Origin of the sequence: Blastococcus sp. KM273128 (assembly GCF_021698975.1) — a bacterium.
Classification (GTDB): Bacteria; Actinomycetota; Actinomycetes; order Mycobacteriales; family Geodermatophilaceae; genus Blastococcus.
In genome coordinates, this window is sequence record NZ_SSXA01000007.1 from 1 (window position 1) to 16771 (window position 16771).

A 16771-nucleotide genomic window follows, 5' to 3' on the forward strand; every position below is an offset into this window, starting at 1 on the left:
CCGGACAGACCGGCGGCTGCTTCACGCCCGCACCGGCTGACCAAGATCAGATCAGAGGCCGACCGAGCCGACCAAGATCGACGGTGGATCGAGGCTCAGTGTGGCGACTCCACAAACCTAGCCGGCTCCATTCCCAACATCGGATCCGCGATCGTTAAGCGACCATTCCACCAGCGACTCGAGAAAGGCGACAAAGCGATACCGCCGGCCGCTCACCACCGCTCGCCACGTGCGTTTTGTGCACATTTCGCCGAGTTGTCGACAGCGCAGCGGGGGGTGACCGGCGCGCGGCGGTCCGGTCAGCCCGGCCGTGGAGCGACACGCGGCCGGGGGAGGAGGAGGACGCTCCTATGACGCGTCAAGCCGCCACCGGTGGTGATTCGAGGCGTCGGTAGAGCTCGCGGGCGATGTAGCGCTTGAGGCAGCGTTTGATCTCGCGGTCGGTCTTGCCTTGTGCGCGGCGGCGGTCGGCGTAGGCGCGGGTGCGTTCGTCGCGTTGGAGGCGGGTGAGGGCGACGGTGTGCAGTGCCCGGTTGAGCTGGCGGTCACCGGAGCGGTTGAGCCGGTAGCGCACGGTCTTGCCCGAGGACGCCGGGATCGGGGCGGTGCCGGCGAGCATCGCGAATGCGGCGTCGTTGCGGCAGCGGCCGGGGTGGGACCAGGCGGTGAGCACGGTGGCCGCGACGATCGGGCCCACGCCGGTCAGGTCGAGCAGGTCCGGGCGCCAGGACCGCACGATGGTGCGGATGGCCTTCTCGTGGCCGAGGGCTTCGGCTTCGAGAAAGCGGATCCGGCGAGCGAGGTCGTGCAGCACGGTCAGCGCGGTGACTGTCTCGACATCGGCCTTGCTGGCGCCAGGCCGCAGCGCGGCGGCGGTACTGATCATGGCCCGGGTGGTCTGGCCGCGGAACCGGCCTCGCACCGACTCGGGGGCGGTGATGACCATGGCCAGCAGCTGCCGCTGCGCGGCGGTGGCGGCCTCGACCGCGGCGCGGCGGGCGGTCAGCCGCATCTGCAGCGCCGCCCGCTCAGCCCCGGTCTTGGGCTGGGCCAGCTGGGTGCGGGCCAGCGCGTCACGGGCGGCACGTTCGGCATCGATCGGATCGGACTTTGCCCCCGCCTTCCGTGCCGGCCGCTTCGGTCGGTCCAGCTCGACGACGAGTTCCTCGCGGTCAGCGAGGTGGCGGGCCAGGCCGGCGCCGTAGCCGCCGGTGCCCTCCATCGCCCAGGCCCGCAGCCCGGCGTGCTCCTCGGCCAGGGCGAGCAGTTCGGCGTAGCCGTCCGGGTCGGCGGGCACCGTCGCGCGGGCCAGCACGCCGCCGGTGCGGGCATCGAGCACCGCGGCGGTGTGGGTCTGGCTGTGGGTGTCTACGCCGATGACGACCTCGACCAGTTCTGCCAGCATGGTCATGCGTTCTCTCCTCACCAGATGGGACGCAGCAGGTCCCGGTCCGGTGCGGAGATGGCAGGACTGTGATGAGACACGCCAGCAGCCACTGGCGGTCAAGCTCCTGATCAGGCCAACGTCTCCGGCCGGGCCGGTGCCGGCAACAACGAGCGGACAAGTCCGGTCAAAGGCACGAAGCCAGTCAGACGAAGGGTCACGCTCGCCGCTGCCGGCCGTCAGCCCATCACCGATGAGTCGACCCGGCCAGCCTCACAGTCAGCCGAGCCGGTCGGCGAGCGCCCCGAGCAGTCCGACGACGTCCTCCGGCCCGGCCACGCGGTGCCGGGCCACCGTCTCGCCCTCGCCCACCTTCACGGTCAGGTCGTCCGGCCCGAGCACCCGGAAGGCGTCCTCGTCGGTGACGTCGTCCCCGAGGTAGAGCGTCGCCGCGACGCCCAGCTCGCCGGCGAGCCGCTGCAGGGCAGCGCCCTTGTGCGCGTCGGTCACCGCAACCTCGAGGACGTCCTTGCCTGGCTTCAGCGTCAGTGACGGATCGACCGCCCGGCGGGCCTGCTCCAGCAGCTCGGCGGCGCGGGCGCGGTCGGCGACCTGCCGCACGTGGACGGCGACGCTGGCGGGCTTGACCTCCAGGCGGGCGCCGGGCGTGCCCTCGACCAGCGGCGCCAGCGCACCGGCCAGCTCGTCCCGCCGCCCGGCGTCGGCGCCGGCGAGCGGGCCGTCGAACTCCGCCCCGTGGCTGCCGATCCACCGGAAGTCCCCGGACAGCCCGCTGGTGCGGCGGAGGTCCTCGAGGCCCCGGCCGCTGACCAGCGCGACGGTGACGCCGTCGGCGGCCGCCACCCGGGCCAGCACCTCGGCGATCCCCGGCGAGGGCACCGCGGCGGAGGGGTCGTCGACGAGCGGGGCGAGGACGCCGTCGTAGTCGCTGGCCACCAGGAGCGGTCGGCGCGCGGCGAACGCCGCCAGCGCCTCGTCGAGCCCGGCGGAGCTCACGCCTGGCCCCGCAGCGCCTCGAAGAACGAGCTGGCCCAGTGGTCGAGGTCGTTGCGGAACAGGTGCCGGCGCATGGTGCGCATCCGCTTGGCCGCCTCGCCCGGCTCGATGCGCAGCGCCCGCACCAGCTGGTTCTTCACGTTGGTGATGTCGTGCGGGTTGACCAGGAAGGCCTGCCGCAGCTCGGCCGCGGCACCGGCGAACTCCGACAGCACCAGCGCCCCGCCGAGGTCACCGCGCGCGGCGACGTACTCCTTGGCCACCAGGTTCATGCCGTCGCGGTAGGGCGTCACGAGCATGACGTCGGCGGCCCGGTAGAGCGCGGCGAGCTCCTCGCGGGGCATCGACTGGTTGAAGTAGTGGACGGCGGGACCGGCGATGGAGCCGTAGACGCCGTTGATGTGGCCGACCTGCTGCTCGATCGTCTCCCGCATGTGCACGTAGTGCTCCACGCGCTCCCGGCTGGGCGTCGCCACCTGCACCAGCACGGTGTCCGGGGCCTCGACGGCGCCGTCCTCGAGCAGCTCCTGGAAGGCGTTGAGCCGGACGCTGATGCCCTTGGTGTAGTCGAGCCGGTCGACACCCAGGATGATCTTCGCCGGGTTGCCCAGCTCAGCGCGGATCTCCTGCGCCCGGGCCCGCACGGCGGGGGAGGAGGCGAGCTCGTCGAAGGCCCGCACGTCGATGGAGATCGGGAACGCCTTGGCCACCACCGTGCGGCCGTCGTACTCGATCTGGTCGCGCCGGCAGTGCAGGTCGTGCAGCCGGCGGGAGAGCTGGACGAAGTTCACCGCCGCGGACGGCCGCTGGAAGCCGACCAGGTCCGCGCCGAGCAGCCCCTCCACGATCGCCGACCGCCACGGGAGCTGGGTGAACAGCTCGTAGGGCGGGAAGGGGATGTGCAGGAAGAAGCCGATCGTGAGGTCGGGGCGCTGCTGGCGGAGCATCGCCGGCACCAGCTGCAGCTGGTAGTCGTGCACCCAGACGATGGCACCCTCGGCGGCCACGGCGGCGGCGCGCTCGGCGAACCGCTTGTTGACCTGCACGTAGGTGTCCCACCAGGCGCGGTGGTACTCCGGCTTCTCGACCACGTCGTGGTACAGCGGCCACAGCGAGGCGTTGGACATGCCCTCGTAGTAGCGGTCGACCTCGTCCTCGCTGAGCTCGACCGGGATCAGCGACATGCCCCCGGACTCGAACGGCTCGGGCGCCTCCCCGGCCGACCCCGACCAGCCCACCCAGGCCCCGCCGCGCCCGGCGACGAACGGCTCGAGCGCGGTGACCAGCCCGCCCGGGCTGCGCTGCCACCGGGTGCTGCCGTCGGGGTCGGTGACCTGGTCGACGGGCAGCCGGTTGGCGACGACGACGACGGGGCTGTCCGCCCCGACCCTCTGCTCCTCGTTGTCGGCCATACCGCCCCCGACCCTATCCAGCCCCCCGCCGCTCCGCTGGACGGGGCCGGTTCAGATCACCCGGCCGAGCAGGTACCCGCCCGCCGCGGCCGCCAGCCCCAGGAGCACCGTGGCGACGACGTAGGCCACCGCGCGGCCGCGGGCGCGCCCCTCGACGAGCCGGACCACCTCGGTGCCGAACGTCGAGAACGTGGTGAGGGTGCCGCAGAAGCCGACCCCCACGAGGGCCGTGACCCAGACCGGGACGGCGGCCGAGCCCAGCAGCAGGCCGAGCACCGCGCTGCCGGCCACGTTGACCGTCAGCGTGCCCGCGACGCTGCCCTGGCCGCGCCGGGCCACCGCGATCCGCTCGGCGAGCAGGCGCAACGGCGCCCCGACCAGCGCGCCGGCGACCACGAGCCAGGGCGTCACCGGGGGCTCCCGGCGAGCGCGCGGCCGGCCACGGTCCCGACCGCGGCGGCCGCGATGCCCCCGAGCACCGAGACCAGGACGTACCCGGCGGCGGTGCCCGCGGCGCCGGCGTCGGCCAGCTGCACCACCTCGACGGCGAAGGTCGAGTACGTGGTGAAGCCACCGAGCACGCCTACGCCGAGGAACGGCCGGGCCCACGGGGAGAAGGGTGCCCGGGCCACGAGCACCGCCGTCAGCACGCCGAGCACCAGGCAGCCGGTCAGGTTCACGGCCAGCGTCGCCCACGGCAGCCCGGTGGGGGAGTGCGGGATCGCCTCGGCCAGCCCCCAGCGTGCGAGCGCCCCCAGCGCCCCGCCGAGCGCGGCCAGCAGGTAGGCCATGTGACCTGGCTCTCCTCCGGGATCGGACGTCGGGCAGCATGCCCCCGGGAGGGTCGCACGCGCGCGGCCCGGAGCAGGGGAGGACGCCGTGGGACCGCTGGAGGGCGTGCGGGTCGTCGAGTTCGCCGGGCTGGGGCCGGGCCCGTTCTGCGGGATGCTCCTGGCCGACCTCGGCGCCGACGTCGTCCGCATCGACCGCCGGGGGAGCCGGGGCGGGCTGCTGGGCTCCCTGGGCGCGACGTCCCTCCTGGACCGCGGCAAGCGCTCGATCGCCCTGGACCTGAAGGACCCCGCCGACCTCGAGGTGGTGCGGGCGCTCGCCCGCCGGGCCGACGTGCTGCTGGAGGGGTTCCGGCCGGGGGTGATGGAGCGGCTCGGGCTCGGGCCGGACGACCTGCTGGGGGAGAACCCGGCGCTGGTCTACGGCCGGATGACCGGCTGGGGGCAGACCGGACCGCTCGCGCACAGCGCCGGCCACGACATCGGGTACATCGCGCTGACCGGCGCGCTGGGCGCCAGCGGGCGGCCCGACGAGGTGCCCGCCCCGCCGATGAACCTGCTCGGCGACTTCGGCGGCGGCGGGGTGTTCCTGGCCCTCGGTGCGCTGGCGGCGCTGATCCGCGCGCGGGCCACGGGGGAGGGGCAGGTGGTGGACGCGGCGATCGTCGACGGCACCGCCGTCCTCACCACGATGATCCACGGGATGCTCGACGCCGGGGCTTGGACCGACCGGCGCGGCCGCAACCTGCTCGACACGGGTGCGCCGTTCTACGACGTCTACCGCTGCGGGGACGGGCAGTTCCTCGCCGTCGGCGCGCTGGAGGAGCAGTTCTACGCGGCGCTGCTGGAGGGCCTGGGCCTGACCGGCGACGAGACGCTGCCCCGCCGGGAGGACCCGCGCCAGTGGCCGGCGCTGCGGGAACGGTTCGCGGCCGTCTTCGCCTCCCGCACCCGGGCGGAGTGGTGGCAGGTCTTCGAGGGCACCGACGCCTGCGTGGCGCCGGTCTGGTCGCTGGTGGAGGCGACGGAGGACGGGCACAACGTGGCGCGGGGCGGCGGCGGGTCCGGGTCCGCGGCGGCCCGGGCACCCGTCATCATCGGTCCCCGTGACGCGTGACGGGACATCTCCGGCCACCCGCCGTGGTCCGCTGCGCGGCGGGGTGGCCCGCGCCGCCACGCTGCTGATCTCGCTCACCGCCGTCAGCCAGCTGCTCGGGTTCGTCCGGGACGCCGTCATCGCGGCCGTGTTCGGGGCCGGCGCGGAGCTGGACGCCTACCTCGTCGCCCAGGGCGTGATGAACCTGGTGCTGGCGCTGGTCGCCACGGCGCTGGCCCGGGCCGTGGTGCCCCCGGTCAGCCGGGCGGTGGCCGCGGGGGAGGGTCGGCGCGCCGACCGCACGGTGCGCACGGTGCTGACCCTCGGCACGCTGGTGCTGGTCGCGGGCTCGGTGCTGGCGTTCCTCGCCGCCGAGCAGGTCGTCGCGGTGCTCGCCCCCGGCTTCGACGAGCAGACGGCCGAGCTCACCGTCCGGCTGACCCGGATCGTGCTCGTCGCGGCGCTCTTCATCGCAGCCACCGACATCCTGGCGGCCGCCTGCCAGGCGCACGGCCGGTTCTTCGCATCCGGGTTGCAGGGCGTCCCGTTCAACCTCGTCATGATCGGCGCCGCGCTCTGGGCCGGTGAGCGCTTCGGCATCGAGGCGCTGGCCGCCGGCTTCGTCGTCGGGTCCGCGGTGCGCATGCTCGTCCAGCTCCCCGCCGTCCGGGCCGCCGGCATGCGGCTGCGGCCGCGGCTGGCGCTGCGCGACCCCGACGTCCGCGAGGTCCTCCGGCTCACCCCGCCGCTGCTCGTCGGCAGCGCGGTGCTCAACGTCAACACGCTGGTCGACCGCGCCGTCGGGTCGGCGCAGGGCGAGGGCGTCATCACCGCGCTGAGCCTCGGCTTCCGCGTCATCCACCTCGTCGACGCGCTGCTGGTCGCGACGGTCGTCGCCGCGCTGTACCCGGCCTTCAGCGCCGTCGGCGCCCCCGACCGGCGCGCCGACCTCCGGGCCCTGGTCGACCGCACGTCCCGGCTGCTCGTCGCGCTGCTGCTCCCCGTGGTCGCCGCGCTGGTCGTCCTGGCCCGCCCGATCGTCCAGTTCCTCTACGGGCGGGGGGACTTCGACCAGGCCGCGGTCTCCGCCACCGCCACCGCGGTCGCCTTCTCGGCCGCGGCGGTGCTCGGCATCGCGCTGCGGTCCACCACCTCGCGGGCGAGCCTGGCGGTCGGTGACACCCGCACCCCCACCCTCGTGGCGCTGGCCGCGATGGTCGTCAACGTGGCCGGTGACCTCACGCTGGGCGTCGCCTACGGCATCCCCGGGCTCGCCGCCTCGACCAGCCTCTCCCTGGTGCTGGCCGCGGCACTGGCGGTGGCGCTGCTGGGGCGCCGGCACGCCGCCGTCACCCCGCGGGCGCTGCTGGCCACGACCGCGCGCGGCTCCGTCGCGGCGGTCGCCGGGGGGCTCGTCGCCGCCGCGGTCCTGGTCTGGGGCTGGGGGAGCGGGGCGACCGGCACGCTCACCGCCGCGGCGCAGATCGCGGCCGGCGCGTCCGTGGGGGCCGTCGTCTACCTCGCCGTCCTCGCCGCGCTGCGCGGTCCGGAACTGGCCGACCTGCGGGGGCTGGTCCGGCGCGGGGTGCGCCGCGGGGCACGCTGACCAACCCTTTCCGGGCAGACGGGCACCGGCGGGTGCCGCATTCCGTCGTGCACGCCATAAGGTTGCCCGATGCCTTCTCCCGGACGCGCGCTCGTGCTCACCTCGAGCCGCGACCGCGGTGCACTCGCGGCCGTCCGGGCGCTGGACCGCGCGGGCTGGCACGTGGGCGTCGGATCACCGGACGCCGACGGCATGGTCGCCGCCTCCCGCTCCTGCCGGGAGACCCACGACGTCCCCCGCCCGCGCGGCCACCTCGGCGACTTCGTCGCGGCGGTGCAGGAAGCGGTCACCCGCGGCGGCTACGACGTCGTCTTCGGCAGCGGCGACGACTGGATGGCGGCCCTGGCGCACTGCGCCGAGGCAGTACCCGCCGTGGTGGCCCACCCGCCCGCCGACGTCGCCCTCGCCGCCCTCGACAAGGCCGGGCTCACCCGGCGCGCCGCCGACGCCGGGCTGCCGGTCCCGAGCACCAGCCTGGCCACCCCGGAGGCGCTGGACGGCTGGGCCGGCCCCGTCGTCGTGAAGTGCCGCGCCCACTGGCAGCCGGGCCTGCGCCGGCAGCTGCGCATCGAGGCCCGCCGCTACCCCGACGCGGACCGCGCCCGCGCACGGGTGCGGCTGCTCGAGGAGGCCGGTCTCGAGGCCGTCCTCCAGGAACCGGTCGACGGCGAGATGGAGGCCCTCGTCGGGCTGGTGCACGACGGCCGGCTGCTGGGCCGGGTGCAGCAGCGCGCCCTCCGGCTGTGGCCGACACCGAGCGGGGTCACCAGCCGGGCGGTCACCGTCCCGGTGGACGAGGAGCTGGCCGGGGCCGCCACCCGGCTGCTCGCGGGCCTGGGCTGGTCGGGGCTGGTGCAGCTGCAGTTCCTGCGCGACGACGACGGCGGGCTGCGGCTCATCGACCTCAACGGGCGGTTCTACGGCTCCCTGGCCCTCGCCTCCGCCGCCGGCCCGAACCTCCCGGACGCCTGGGCGCGCCAGGCGCTCGGGCTGCCCCTGCCGCCCCTGCCCGACGGCGCCACCGGCGTGCGCTACCTCTGGACGGCGGGCGACCTCCGCCGGGCCACCGTCGAGCGCCGCGGCGGCGTGCTCACCGACTGCGCCTCGGTGCTGCGCTGGTTCCCCGGCGCGGTCACCAGCGTCTGGGACCCCCGCGACCCCGGCCCCACCCTCGCGCTCACCGCCGAGCGGGTGGGGCGTCGGCCCTGACCGGCGTCAGGTGCGCCGGCGCGTCTCGGGGAAGAGCAGGTCGACGAAGCGCTGGGCGGTCGGCTGGGGCTCGTGGTTGGCCAGCCCCGGCCGCTCGTTGGCCTCGATGAACACGTACTCCGGCCCCTCGACGTCGGGCACGAGGAAGTCGATCCCGGTCACCGGGATGTCCAGCGCCGTGGCGGCCCGCACCGCGGCATCGGCGATCTCCGGGTGCAGCCGGTCGGTGACGTCCTCGATCGTGCCGCCGGTGTGCAGGTTCGCCGTCCGGCGCACCTGGATCCGCTCGCCGTTGGGCGGGACGTCGTCCATCGCGTAGCCGGCGTCGGCGACGACCTCGGCCGTGGTGCCGTCGAGCGGGATGCGGGACTCCCCGCCGGTGGCCCGCTCCCGGCGGCGGCTGGTGGAGCGCACCAGGTCGGTGACGGAGTTCCGGCCGTCGCCGACCACCTCCGCCGGCCGGCGCACCGCGGCGGCGACGACCGACCGGTCGATGACCACCACCCGCAGGTCCTGGCCCGGCACGAGCTCCTCCACGAGCACGTCGGGGCAGAACTGGAGCGCGTGGTCGACCGCGCGGGCCAGCCCGTCCTCGTCGCGCACGCCGACGGTGATGCCGCGCCCCTGCTCGCCGCGGGCCGGCTTCACGACCACCTGGCCGACCTCGCGCAGCAGCGCCGCGGCCTCGTCGAGCTCGCCCTCGCAGGCCAGCGCGCCGCGGGCCACGCGGACGCCGGCCCGCTCCATGATCCGGCGGGTGACCCGCTTGTCGTCGCAGCGGCTCATCGCCACGGACGTGGTGAACTCCGACAGCGACTCACGGGTGACCACCGATCGGCCGCCGAGCGACAGCCGCATCTCGCCCCAGGAGGCGTCGGTGACCTCGACGCGGACCCCGCGGCGCAGCGCCTCCTCGGCGATGATCCGCGCGTACGGGTTCAGCTCCTCCAGGCCGGGCGGGCGGGCGGCGAACAGCGGGGTGTTGATCGGGTTCTTCCGCTTCACGCAGACCGCCGAGACCCGGCTGAAGCCCAGCTTGCGGTACAGCCGGATGGCGCCCTCGTTGTCGTGCATCACCGAGAGGTCGAGGTAGGCGCGCCCGCGGCCGACGTAGCGCTCGGCGAGCACCCGGACCAGCGCCTCGCCGGTGCCGGGCGGGGCGTCCTGGTTGTGCACGGCCAGGCACCAGAGGCTGGTGCCGCCCTCGGGGTCGTCGAAGGCCAGCCCGTGGTCCACGCCGGTCACCGTGCCGACGATCTTCCCGGTGCGGGTGTCCTCGACGACGAGGTAGGTGAAGCAGCGGGTGCGGTGGTTGTCCCACATGACGTCGGCGTCCCCGACGACCATCCCGTTGAGGGCGTAGATGTCGTTGATCGCCTCCATCTCCGCCCGGGAGGTGACGGTGCGGACGAAGACGCCGCGGATGAGGTCGTGGCGCGGCCGGTAGCGGTGCAGGTCGAGCCGGTAGGTGTAGCTGGGGTCGATGAACAGCTCGTCGGGCGCCAGGCCCACCAGCACGTGCGGGTCGCGCGGGTAGATGCAGATGTCCCGCTCGCCGGTCTCCTCCGCGCGGAGCGCGTGGACGATGCCGCGCAGGTCGGCGAAGGTCTGGCCGAAGACCAGCCGCCCCCACCCCAGGTCGAGCACGACGTCGGTGGCCATGCCGCGCAGCTGGTGCTCCGACGGCTTCTTCCACGACCGGCTGGTGATCGCCGGGGTGGTGGTCACCGGCGTGCGGCGGCGGTGACCGGCGAGCCGGGGTGCCATCGCCACCGCCTCAGACCGCGTTGGTCTGGAGCCACAGCTCGAGCAGCCCCAGCTGCCAGAGCTTGTTGCCGCGCAGCGGGGTCAGTTCGCCGTTGGGGTCGGCGAGGAGCTCGCGGACGTACTCCGGGCGGAACAGGCCGCGGTCGGCGGCGGCCTCGCTGGAGAGGGCGTCCTTGACCAGGTCGAGCACCTTGCCCTGCAGGTGGGTGATCGCCGGCACCGGGAAGTAGCCCTTGGGCCGGTCGATCACCTCCGGCGGGATGATCCGGCGCCCGATCGCCTTGAGCACGCCCTTTCCGCCGTCGGCGAGCTTCAGCTCCGGCGGGCACATCGCCGCGAGCTCCACGAGGTCGTGGTCCAGGAACGGCACGCGGGCCTCCAGGCCCCACGCCATGGACATGTTGTCCACCCGCTTGACCGGGTCGTCGACCAGCATGACCTCGCTGTCCAGGCGCAGCGCGGCGTCGACCGCCGTCTCCGCGCCCGCCGCGGACATGTGCCGGCGGACGAACTCCAGGCTCGGGTCCTCCGGGAGGGCGTAGCGGTCGGAGACCACCGAGCGCATCTGGGCGTGGTCGCGGTCGAAGAAGGCGCGCGCGTAGGTGCGCACCGCCTCCTCGCGGCCGACGCCGGCCAGCGGCGGGTACCAGTGGTAGCCGGCGAACACCTCGTCGGCGCCCTGCCCGGACTGCACCACCTTGATCGACTGGGACACCCGCTCGGACAGCAGGTCGAAGGCGACGACGTCGTGGCTCACCATCGGCTCGGCCATGGCACCGACCGCGTGCCCGAGCGCGCCGACGAGCTCGTCGGAGGCCACCCGGATGCGGTGGTGGTTCGTGCCGAACCGCTCGGCGATGACGTCGGAGTAGGCGAACTCGTCGCCCTCCCGGCCGCCGACGGACTCGAAGCCGATGGAGTACGTCGCCAGGCCGGTCTGCCCCTCCTGCGCCAGCAGGCCGACGATGAGGCTGGAGTCCAGTCCGCCGGAGAGCAGCACCCCGACCGGGGTGTCGGCGACCAGCCGGCGGCGGACGGCGACCCGCAGCGCCTCCTCGATCGCGTCCTCCCAGTCGCGGGCGCTCCAGCCGGCGTGCTCGGGGCGTCGCTCGTAGCGCGCCTCCCAGTACCGCTGCTCGGTGCTCGTGCCGTCGGCCTCGATGACGCGGACGGTGGCCGGCGGGAGCTTGCGGACGCCGTTGAGGATCGTGCGCGGGGCCGGGACGACGGCGTGCCAGGTCAGGTAGTGGTGCAGCGCGACGGGGTCGATGGAGGTGTCGACGTCGCCGGCGCGCAGCAGGGCCGGCAGCGTGGAGGCGAAGCGCAGCCGCTTGCCCGGCGTCTCGGAGAGGTAGAGGGGCTTGATGCCCAGCCGGTCCCGGGCCATGACCACCCGGCCGGTGTCCCGCTCGGCGATGACGAAGGCGAACATGCCGTGCAGGTGCGAGACGACGTCGGTGCCCCAGTGGTGGTAGCCCTTGAGGATCACCTCGGTGTCGCTGTGCGAGAAGAAGCGGTACCCGTGGCCCTCCAGCTCGGCCCGGAGCTCCTGGTAGTCGTAGATGCAGCCGTTGAAGACCGCGGTCAGGCCGAGCTCGTTGTCCACCATCGGCTGGGACCCGCAGGTGGACAGGTCGATCACCGAGAGCCGGCGGTGCCCGAAGGCGACCCGCCCGTTGCTCCAGGATCCCTGCCCGTCCGGGCCGCGGGGGACCAGGGCCTCGACCATGCGGGCGACCGCGGTCGTGTCGGCCGTGGTCCCGTCGAACGTGATCTCGCCGCAGAGGCCGCACATGCACAACGATCTAACTCCTGTGGCCGCGCGCCCGCAGACCGGGGTCACCCCTCAGGGGCCGATCGTGGCCCACCTCACGCTTGTTCCACGTGGAACGCGGGGCGGCCGCTCCGGGCCGGGGAGGGCGTCCTGGCTCACCGCTCAGGGTCCTGGCTCACCGTCGACCGTGAGCCAGGGCCCCGGGTAATCAGGTCACCTGATCACCAACGGTTCCTCGGCGCGGGTCAGCCGGCGGTGAGGGCCTCCACCGCGGCGACGGCGTCGACCAGGCCGGCGCCCTTGTCGAACGACGTCGCGTACCCGCCCACGGTCTCGTAGGCCGCCCCGTCGGTGAAGCGGTGCGCGGTCCCCTTCAGCGCCGCCTCGATCTCGGCCGGGGTCGCCGTCGGGTCGGCCTGGAACAGCTGGGCGACGACGCCGGCCACGTGCGGCGCGGCCATCGACGTCCCGCTGATGGTGTTGAAGGTGCCGAGGTCGAGCAGCCCGGGCCCGTTGCGGAAGTCCAGCCCCGTGGCGCAGATCGGCAGGTAGGGCCGGCACGCCGCCGTGATGCTCTCGCCCGGCGCCGAGAGGTCCGGCCAGGTCGAGGGGTCGGCCGCCGCGCCGCGCGAGGAGAACCCGCTGACGACGCCGTCGCGGGTGCCGGTGTCCTGGTCGGAGTAGGAGGCCACCGACAGGATGCCGCCGGTCGGGTCCTGACCCGGCGGGTTGGTGAGCGGGGCCGACCCGTCACCGCCGTCGTTCCCGGCGGCCCACACGGTGACGACACCCTCGGCGGCCAGCGCCCGCTGCAGCTTCACCGTGGCCGAGTTAGGGTCGAACTGCCCGCCGCCGGACGGGCCGTAGCTGTTGTTGGTCACCTTGATCGGCGGGCAGACGTCGGCAGGCACCCCCGCACCGCACGGCGCCTCGTGGTTCTCCAGGACCCAGTTCAGCGCCGAGTCCGCCCCCACGATCAGCAGCACGGCCCCCGTCGAGATCGAGACCAGGCTCGCGCCCGGCGCGGCGCCCTGCACGCGCCCGCCGTCGGCCAGCGTGGTCGGCCGGCCGGCGACGATGCCGCTCACGTGCGTGCCGTGGCCGCCGGCGGAGAGGGTGTCGGTGTCGACCACCGACGGCACCCGGACGACGCAGTCCGGCGTCGTCGTGGTCTCGAGGAGGCAGACGCTCTTCAGGTTGGCGACGACGGCGCTGCCGCCGCCGGGCTCGCGGAAGGACGGGTGGTTCGGGTCGATCCCGGAGTCGATCACCGCGACCGAGACCCCGCTGCCGTCGAGCGGCAGGCCGTTCGCGCCGGTCAGGGTGGCCGCGGCCTCGGCGCCGCGGGTGGCGAGGTTCGACGTCTCCTGGGCGAACTCGATCGGGGTGTTGCCCTCGAGGTAGGTGACGCCGGGCTCGGTGCGCGCGGCCTCCACCTGCCCGGCGGTGCCGGAGGCGACGACCACCCCGATCCGCTCGTACTCGGTGACGGTGCGCATGCCCGTCGCGGCCACGGCGGCACGGGCGGCGGCGATGTCGCTGCCGTGCACCATCACCGTCGTCGGGACGGCGGCGCCGAGGCCGGCGAGCCGGTCGGCCAGGAAGTCCTGGACGGGTGCGGGCGGGGCCGCCTGCGCGGGCGCGGCGAGGAGGGCACCGGCGACCACGGCACCGGACACCACCCCGAGCAGACGACGGGACGACGGGCTCATGGCGCTCCTCGGGAATCCGGTGGACGTGCCCGGACAACGAGCCGGCGCCATAGGGGTTGCTCCCGAGTTACGCCAACCTGTCCGGGCCGGGTCGCGGCCCCGTCCTCCCTCACCGCGGCGCGTCCTCCCTCACCGCGCACCGCGAGGGAGGACGCCCGATGATCAGGTTCCCTGATCATCGCCGAGGGCGCGGCGTCAGCCGTAGTAGAGCGCCACCGGGCGGCCGTCGATCTCCCGGACGTCCACCGAGGTGTCGTAGACCGCCGCGAGCACCTCGGGCCGCATGATGTCGCGCGCGGCCGCGTCCGCCACGACCGCGCCGTCGCGCATCGCCACGATGCGGTCGGACCAGGTCGCCGCGAAGTTGATGTCGTGCAGCACCGTGACCACCCGCTTGCCCAGGTCGTCGGCCATCTGCCGGACCAGCCGCATGATCTCGGTCATGTGCCGCAGGTCCAGGTTGTTCAGCGGCTCGTCGAGCAGCACGTACTTGGTGTCCTGCGCGAGCACCATCGCGATGAAGGCACGCTGGCGCTGGCCGCCGGAGAGCTCGTCGAGGAACCGCTGCCGGAACGGGCCCAGGTCCAGGTAGCTGATCGCCCGCTCGACGTGCTCGCGGTCCACCACCGTCAGCCGGCCCCGCGAGTGCGGGAAGCGGCCGAACTCGACCAGGTCCTGGACGGTCAGGCGGGCGGCGACCTGGTTGTCCTGCCGCAGCACGGCGAGCACCGTCGCCAGCTGGGCGGACGGCGTCGTCGCCACGTCCATGCCGTCGACCGCCAGGCGCCCGGCATCGGGCGTGATCAGCCGGCCCACCAGGCCGAAGAGCGTCGACTTGCCCGCGCCGTTCGGCCCGATGAGCGAGGTGACGCCCTCCGAGCCGAAGGTGATCGAGACGTCGTCGACGACCGCCTGGCCGCCGTAGCGCTTGGTGACGCCCTCGAGCGTGATCACCGCGCCCCCTTCCGAAGCACGAGGTAGAGGAAGAACAGGCCGCCGGCGAACTCGATGACCACCGAGAGGGTGCCCCCGAAGTCCAGCGCGCGGTCGAGGACGAGCTGACCGCCCAGCAGGCAGACCATCCCGAGGAGCACCGCCGTCGGCAGCGTCCACACGTGCCGGAACGACCCCGCGTACGAGTACGCCAGGTTGGCGACGATGAGCCCGAAGAACAGGATCGGCCCGACCAGCGCGGTCGAGGCGGCCACCATCACCGACACGATCGTGAACAGCACCATCACGACCCGCCGGTGCTCGACCCCCAGCCCCACCGCCGCCGGCGCGCCCAGGGTCAGCACGTCGAGGGTGCGCAGCAGCGGGACGACGGCGGCGCAGCCGAGGGCGACCAGCCCCGCGGTGAGGCCCAGCAGCAGCTCGTCGGGCCGGGTGAGCGACGCGAACAGGGAGTCCGACAGCACCTGGAAGTCCAGCGGGTCGAGCATCCGCTGCATCCACTCGGTGACCGCGCGGAAGAAGGTGCCGAGCACGATGCCCACCAGCAGCATCAGGTGCAGCGAGCGCCGCTTGCCGCCGAACAGCCAGGTGAACAGCAGCACGCTGAAGGCCACCATGACGACCACCTGGACCAGCCACAGGGTGAGCGCGTCGAAGGCGAGGAACGACGCGGAGCCGGACAGGAACACGATCACGGTGCTGATCAGCCGGTAGAACGCGTCGAACCCCATGATCGACGGGGTGAGGATGCGGTTCTGCGTGATCGTGTGGAACACGACGGTCGAGACGCCGACCGCCACCGCGACGACCGCCATCGCACCGACGGCGAGGCTGCGGATCTCCAGCGCGAAGAGCAGCGAGCCGGGGACGTCGGTGAACAGGTAGACGACGGCGAGCGCCAGCACGACGGCGGCGAGCACCGCCAGCCGCACGGGCGGCTGCGCCCACCGCTCGCGGACGTGCGCGGACGTCCGGGCGGGGGCGGTCTGCGGGACGGGGTCAGTGAGCACGGCTCTTCTTCCTCAGGAGCAGCCAGAGGAACAGCGCGGCGCCGATGACGCCGACGACGAGCGACAGCGGGATCTCGTAGGGGAAGCGCACGACCCGCGCCAGGATGTCGCAGGCGACGACAAAGACCGCGCCCAGCCCGGCCACCCAGGGGACCGCGCGGCGGACGTTGTCGCCGATGATCAGGCTCACCACGTTGGGGACGACGAGCCCGAGGAAGGGGATCATGCCCGCGGTGACCAGCACCGCCGCCGTGATGACCGCGACGACGACCATCCCGATCGCCACCACCCGTCGGTAGTCCAGGCCCAGGTTGGTGGCGAACTCCTCGCCCAGCCCGATCACGCTGAACCGGTCGGCGGCGATCCAGGCGACGACCACCATGAGCCCCGCCACCCAGACGAGCTCGTAGCGGCCCTGCACGACGCTGGCGAAGCTGCCCAGCGACCACTGCTGCAGCGACTGCAGCAGGTCCAGCCGGTAGGCGAAGAAGGTCGTGACGGACGCGACGACGCCGCCGAGCATCAGCCCGACCAGCGGGACGAGCACCAGCTGGCGCACGGGCACGAAGCGGACCACCCGGAGGAACACCCAGGTCCCGATCAGCCCGAAGACCGCGGCGACGCCCATCTTCCCGACGACGGCCATGCCCGGGAAGAAGATCATCGTGACGAGCGTGCCGAGGGTCGCGAACTCGGTGACCCCCGTGGTGCTGGGCTCCACGAACTTGTTGCGCACGAGCATCTGCAGGATCAGCCCGGCGATGCCGAGGGAGGCGCCGACGAGGACGACGGCGACCGTCCGGGGGATGCGGCTGGCCGCCAGCAGGAAGGCCGCGTCGCTCTCGGCGCCGCCGGCCAGCAGCGACGCCGGGGTGACGTCGGAGACCCCGACGAACAGGCTGGTGACGCCGAGGCCCACGAGGAGGACGCCGAGGAGCACCCCCACCCAGGTGCGGCGGGACCGCACGCGGGTGGGGGTGCTCGCCGGGGTCGCGGTGAGCGTGGTCACGGGTGACGCGGGGACCGCCGTGCGGCCAGG

The 16771-nt window shown here is 74.0% G+C and carries 14 protein-coding genes; 3 read left to right on the forward strand and 11 right to left on the reverse strand.

What is annotated here, in order from left to right; translation table 11 throughout:
* Window positions 1–358: 358 nt before the first annotated feature.
* The 5 genes from E9529_RS03555 to crcB form a co-directional block, all read right to left on the reverse strand.
* Window positions 359–1411 (reverse strand): IS110 family transposase, encoded by a 1053-nt coding sequence (locus tag E9529_RS03555; RefSeq protein ID WP_236829725.1) that lies wholly within the window; start codon window positions 1409–1411, stop codon window positions 359–361.
* A gap of 252 nt (window positions 1412–1663) precedes the next feature.
* Window positions 1664–2401 carry a trehalose-phosphatase gene (gene otsB, locus E9529_RS03560; RefSeq protein ID WP_236829726.1) on the reverse strand — a complete coding sequence of 246 codons (738 nt, stop codon included), beginning with the start codon at window positions 2399–2401 and terminating at the stop codon, window positions 1664–1666.
* The gene (locus E9529_RS03565; protein WP_236829727.1) at window positions 2398–3813 is read right to left on the reverse strand and encodes a trehalose-6-phosphate synthase; all 1416 of its coding nucleotides are present in this window, start codon (window positions 3811–3813) and stop codon (window positions 2398–2400) included. The genes otsB and E9529_RS03565 overlap by 4 nt, the downstream gene beginning before the upstream one ends.
* A gap of 51 nt (window positions 3814–3864) precedes the next feature.
* On the reverse strand, window positions 3865–4224 hold the full coding sequence (locus tag E9529_RS03570; RefSeq protein WP_236829728.1) for a CrcB family protein: 360 nt from the start codon (window positions 4222–4224) through the stop codon (window positions 3865–3867).
* On the reverse strand, window positions 4221–4604 hold the full coding sequence (gene crcB, locus E9529_RS03575) for a fluoride efflux transporter CrcB (RefSeq protein ID WP_236829729.1): 384 nt from the start codon (window positions 4602–4604) through the stop codon (window positions 4221–4223). The genes E9529_RS03570 and crcB overlap by 4 nt, the downstream gene beginning before the upstream one ends.
* A gap of 88 nt (window positions 4605–4692) precedes the next feature.
* Here crcB and E9529_RS03580 point away from each other — a divergent pair, with 88 nt between their 5' ends.
* The 3 genes from E9529_RS03580 (at window position 4693) to E9529_RS03590 (ending at window position 8515) form a co-directional block, all read left to right on the forward strand.
* Entirely contained in the window at window positions 4693–5721 is a 1029-nt protein-coding gene (locus E9529_RS03580; protein WP_236829730.1) for a CaiB/BaiF CoA-transferase family protein, read from the forward strand.
* Window positions 5711–7306, forward strand: a complete 1596-nt coding sequence (murJ, locus tag E9529_RS03585; RefSeq protein WP_236829731.1) for a murein biosynthesis integral membrane protein MurJ — start codon at window positions 5711–5713, stop codon at window positions 7304–7306. The genes E9529_RS03580 and murJ overlap by 11 nt, the downstream gene beginning before the upstream one ends.
* A gap of 69 nt (window positions 7307–7375) precedes the next feature.
* Window positions 7376–8515 (forward strand): ATP-grasp domain-containing protein, encoded by a 1140-nt coding sequence (locus E9529_RS03590; protein ID WP_236829732.1) that lies wholly within the window; start codon window positions 7376–7378, stop codon window positions 8513–8515.
* A gap of 6 nt (window positions 8516–8521) precedes the next feature.
* Here the strand turns inward: E9529_RS03590 and ngg are convergent, their stop codons facing one another.
* From ngg to E9529_RS03620, 6 genes are all read right to left on the reverse strand, one after another.
* The gene (gene ngg / locus E9529_RS03595; RefSeq protein ID WP_236829733.1) at window positions 8522–10282 is read right to left on the reverse strand and encodes an N-acetylglutaminylglutamine synthetase; all 1761 of its coding nucleotides are present in this window, start codon (window positions 10280–10282) and stop codon (window positions 8522–8524) included.
* Between the two features lie 10 nt (window positions 10283–10292).
* The gene (locus E9529_RS03600) at window positions 10293–12077 is read right to left on the reverse strand and encodes an N-acetylglutaminylglutamine amidotransferase (RefSeq protein WP_236829734.1); all 1785 of its coding nucleotides are present in this window, start codon (window positions 12075–12077) and stop codon (window positions 10293–10295) included.
* A gap of 224 nt (window positions 12078–12301) precedes the next feature.
* Entirely contained in the window at window positions 12302–13768 is a 1467-nt protein-coding gene (locus E9529_RS03605) for a S8 family serine peptidase (RefSeq protein WP_236829735.1), read from the reverse strand.
* A gap of 195 nt (window positions 13769–13963) precedes the next feature.
* Window positions 13964–14722: an ABC transporter ATP-binding protein gene (locus E9529_RS03610; protein ID WP_236829736.1), complete on the reverse strand. Its 759-nt coding sequence runs from the start codon at window positions 14720–14722 to the stop codon at window positions 13964–13966.
* The gene (locus E9529_RS03615) at window positions 14719–15732 is read right to left on the reverse strand and encodes an iron chelate uptake ABC transporter family permease subunit (RefSeq protein WP_236829737.1); all 1014 of its coding nucleotides are present in this window, start codon (window positions 15730–15732) and stop codon (window positions 14719–14721) included. The genes E9529_RS03610 and E9529_RS03615 overlap by 4 nt, the downstream gene beginning before the upstream one ends.
* Window positions 15722–16741 (reverse strand): ABC transporter permease, encoded by a 1020-nt coding sequence (locus E9529_RS03620; protein WP_236829738.1) that lies wholly within the window; start codon window positions 16739–16741, stop codon window positions 15722–15724. The genes E9529_RS03615 and E9529_RS03620 overlap by 11 nt, the downstream gene beginning before the upstream one ends.
* Window positions 16742–16771 lie beyond the last annotated feature (30 nt).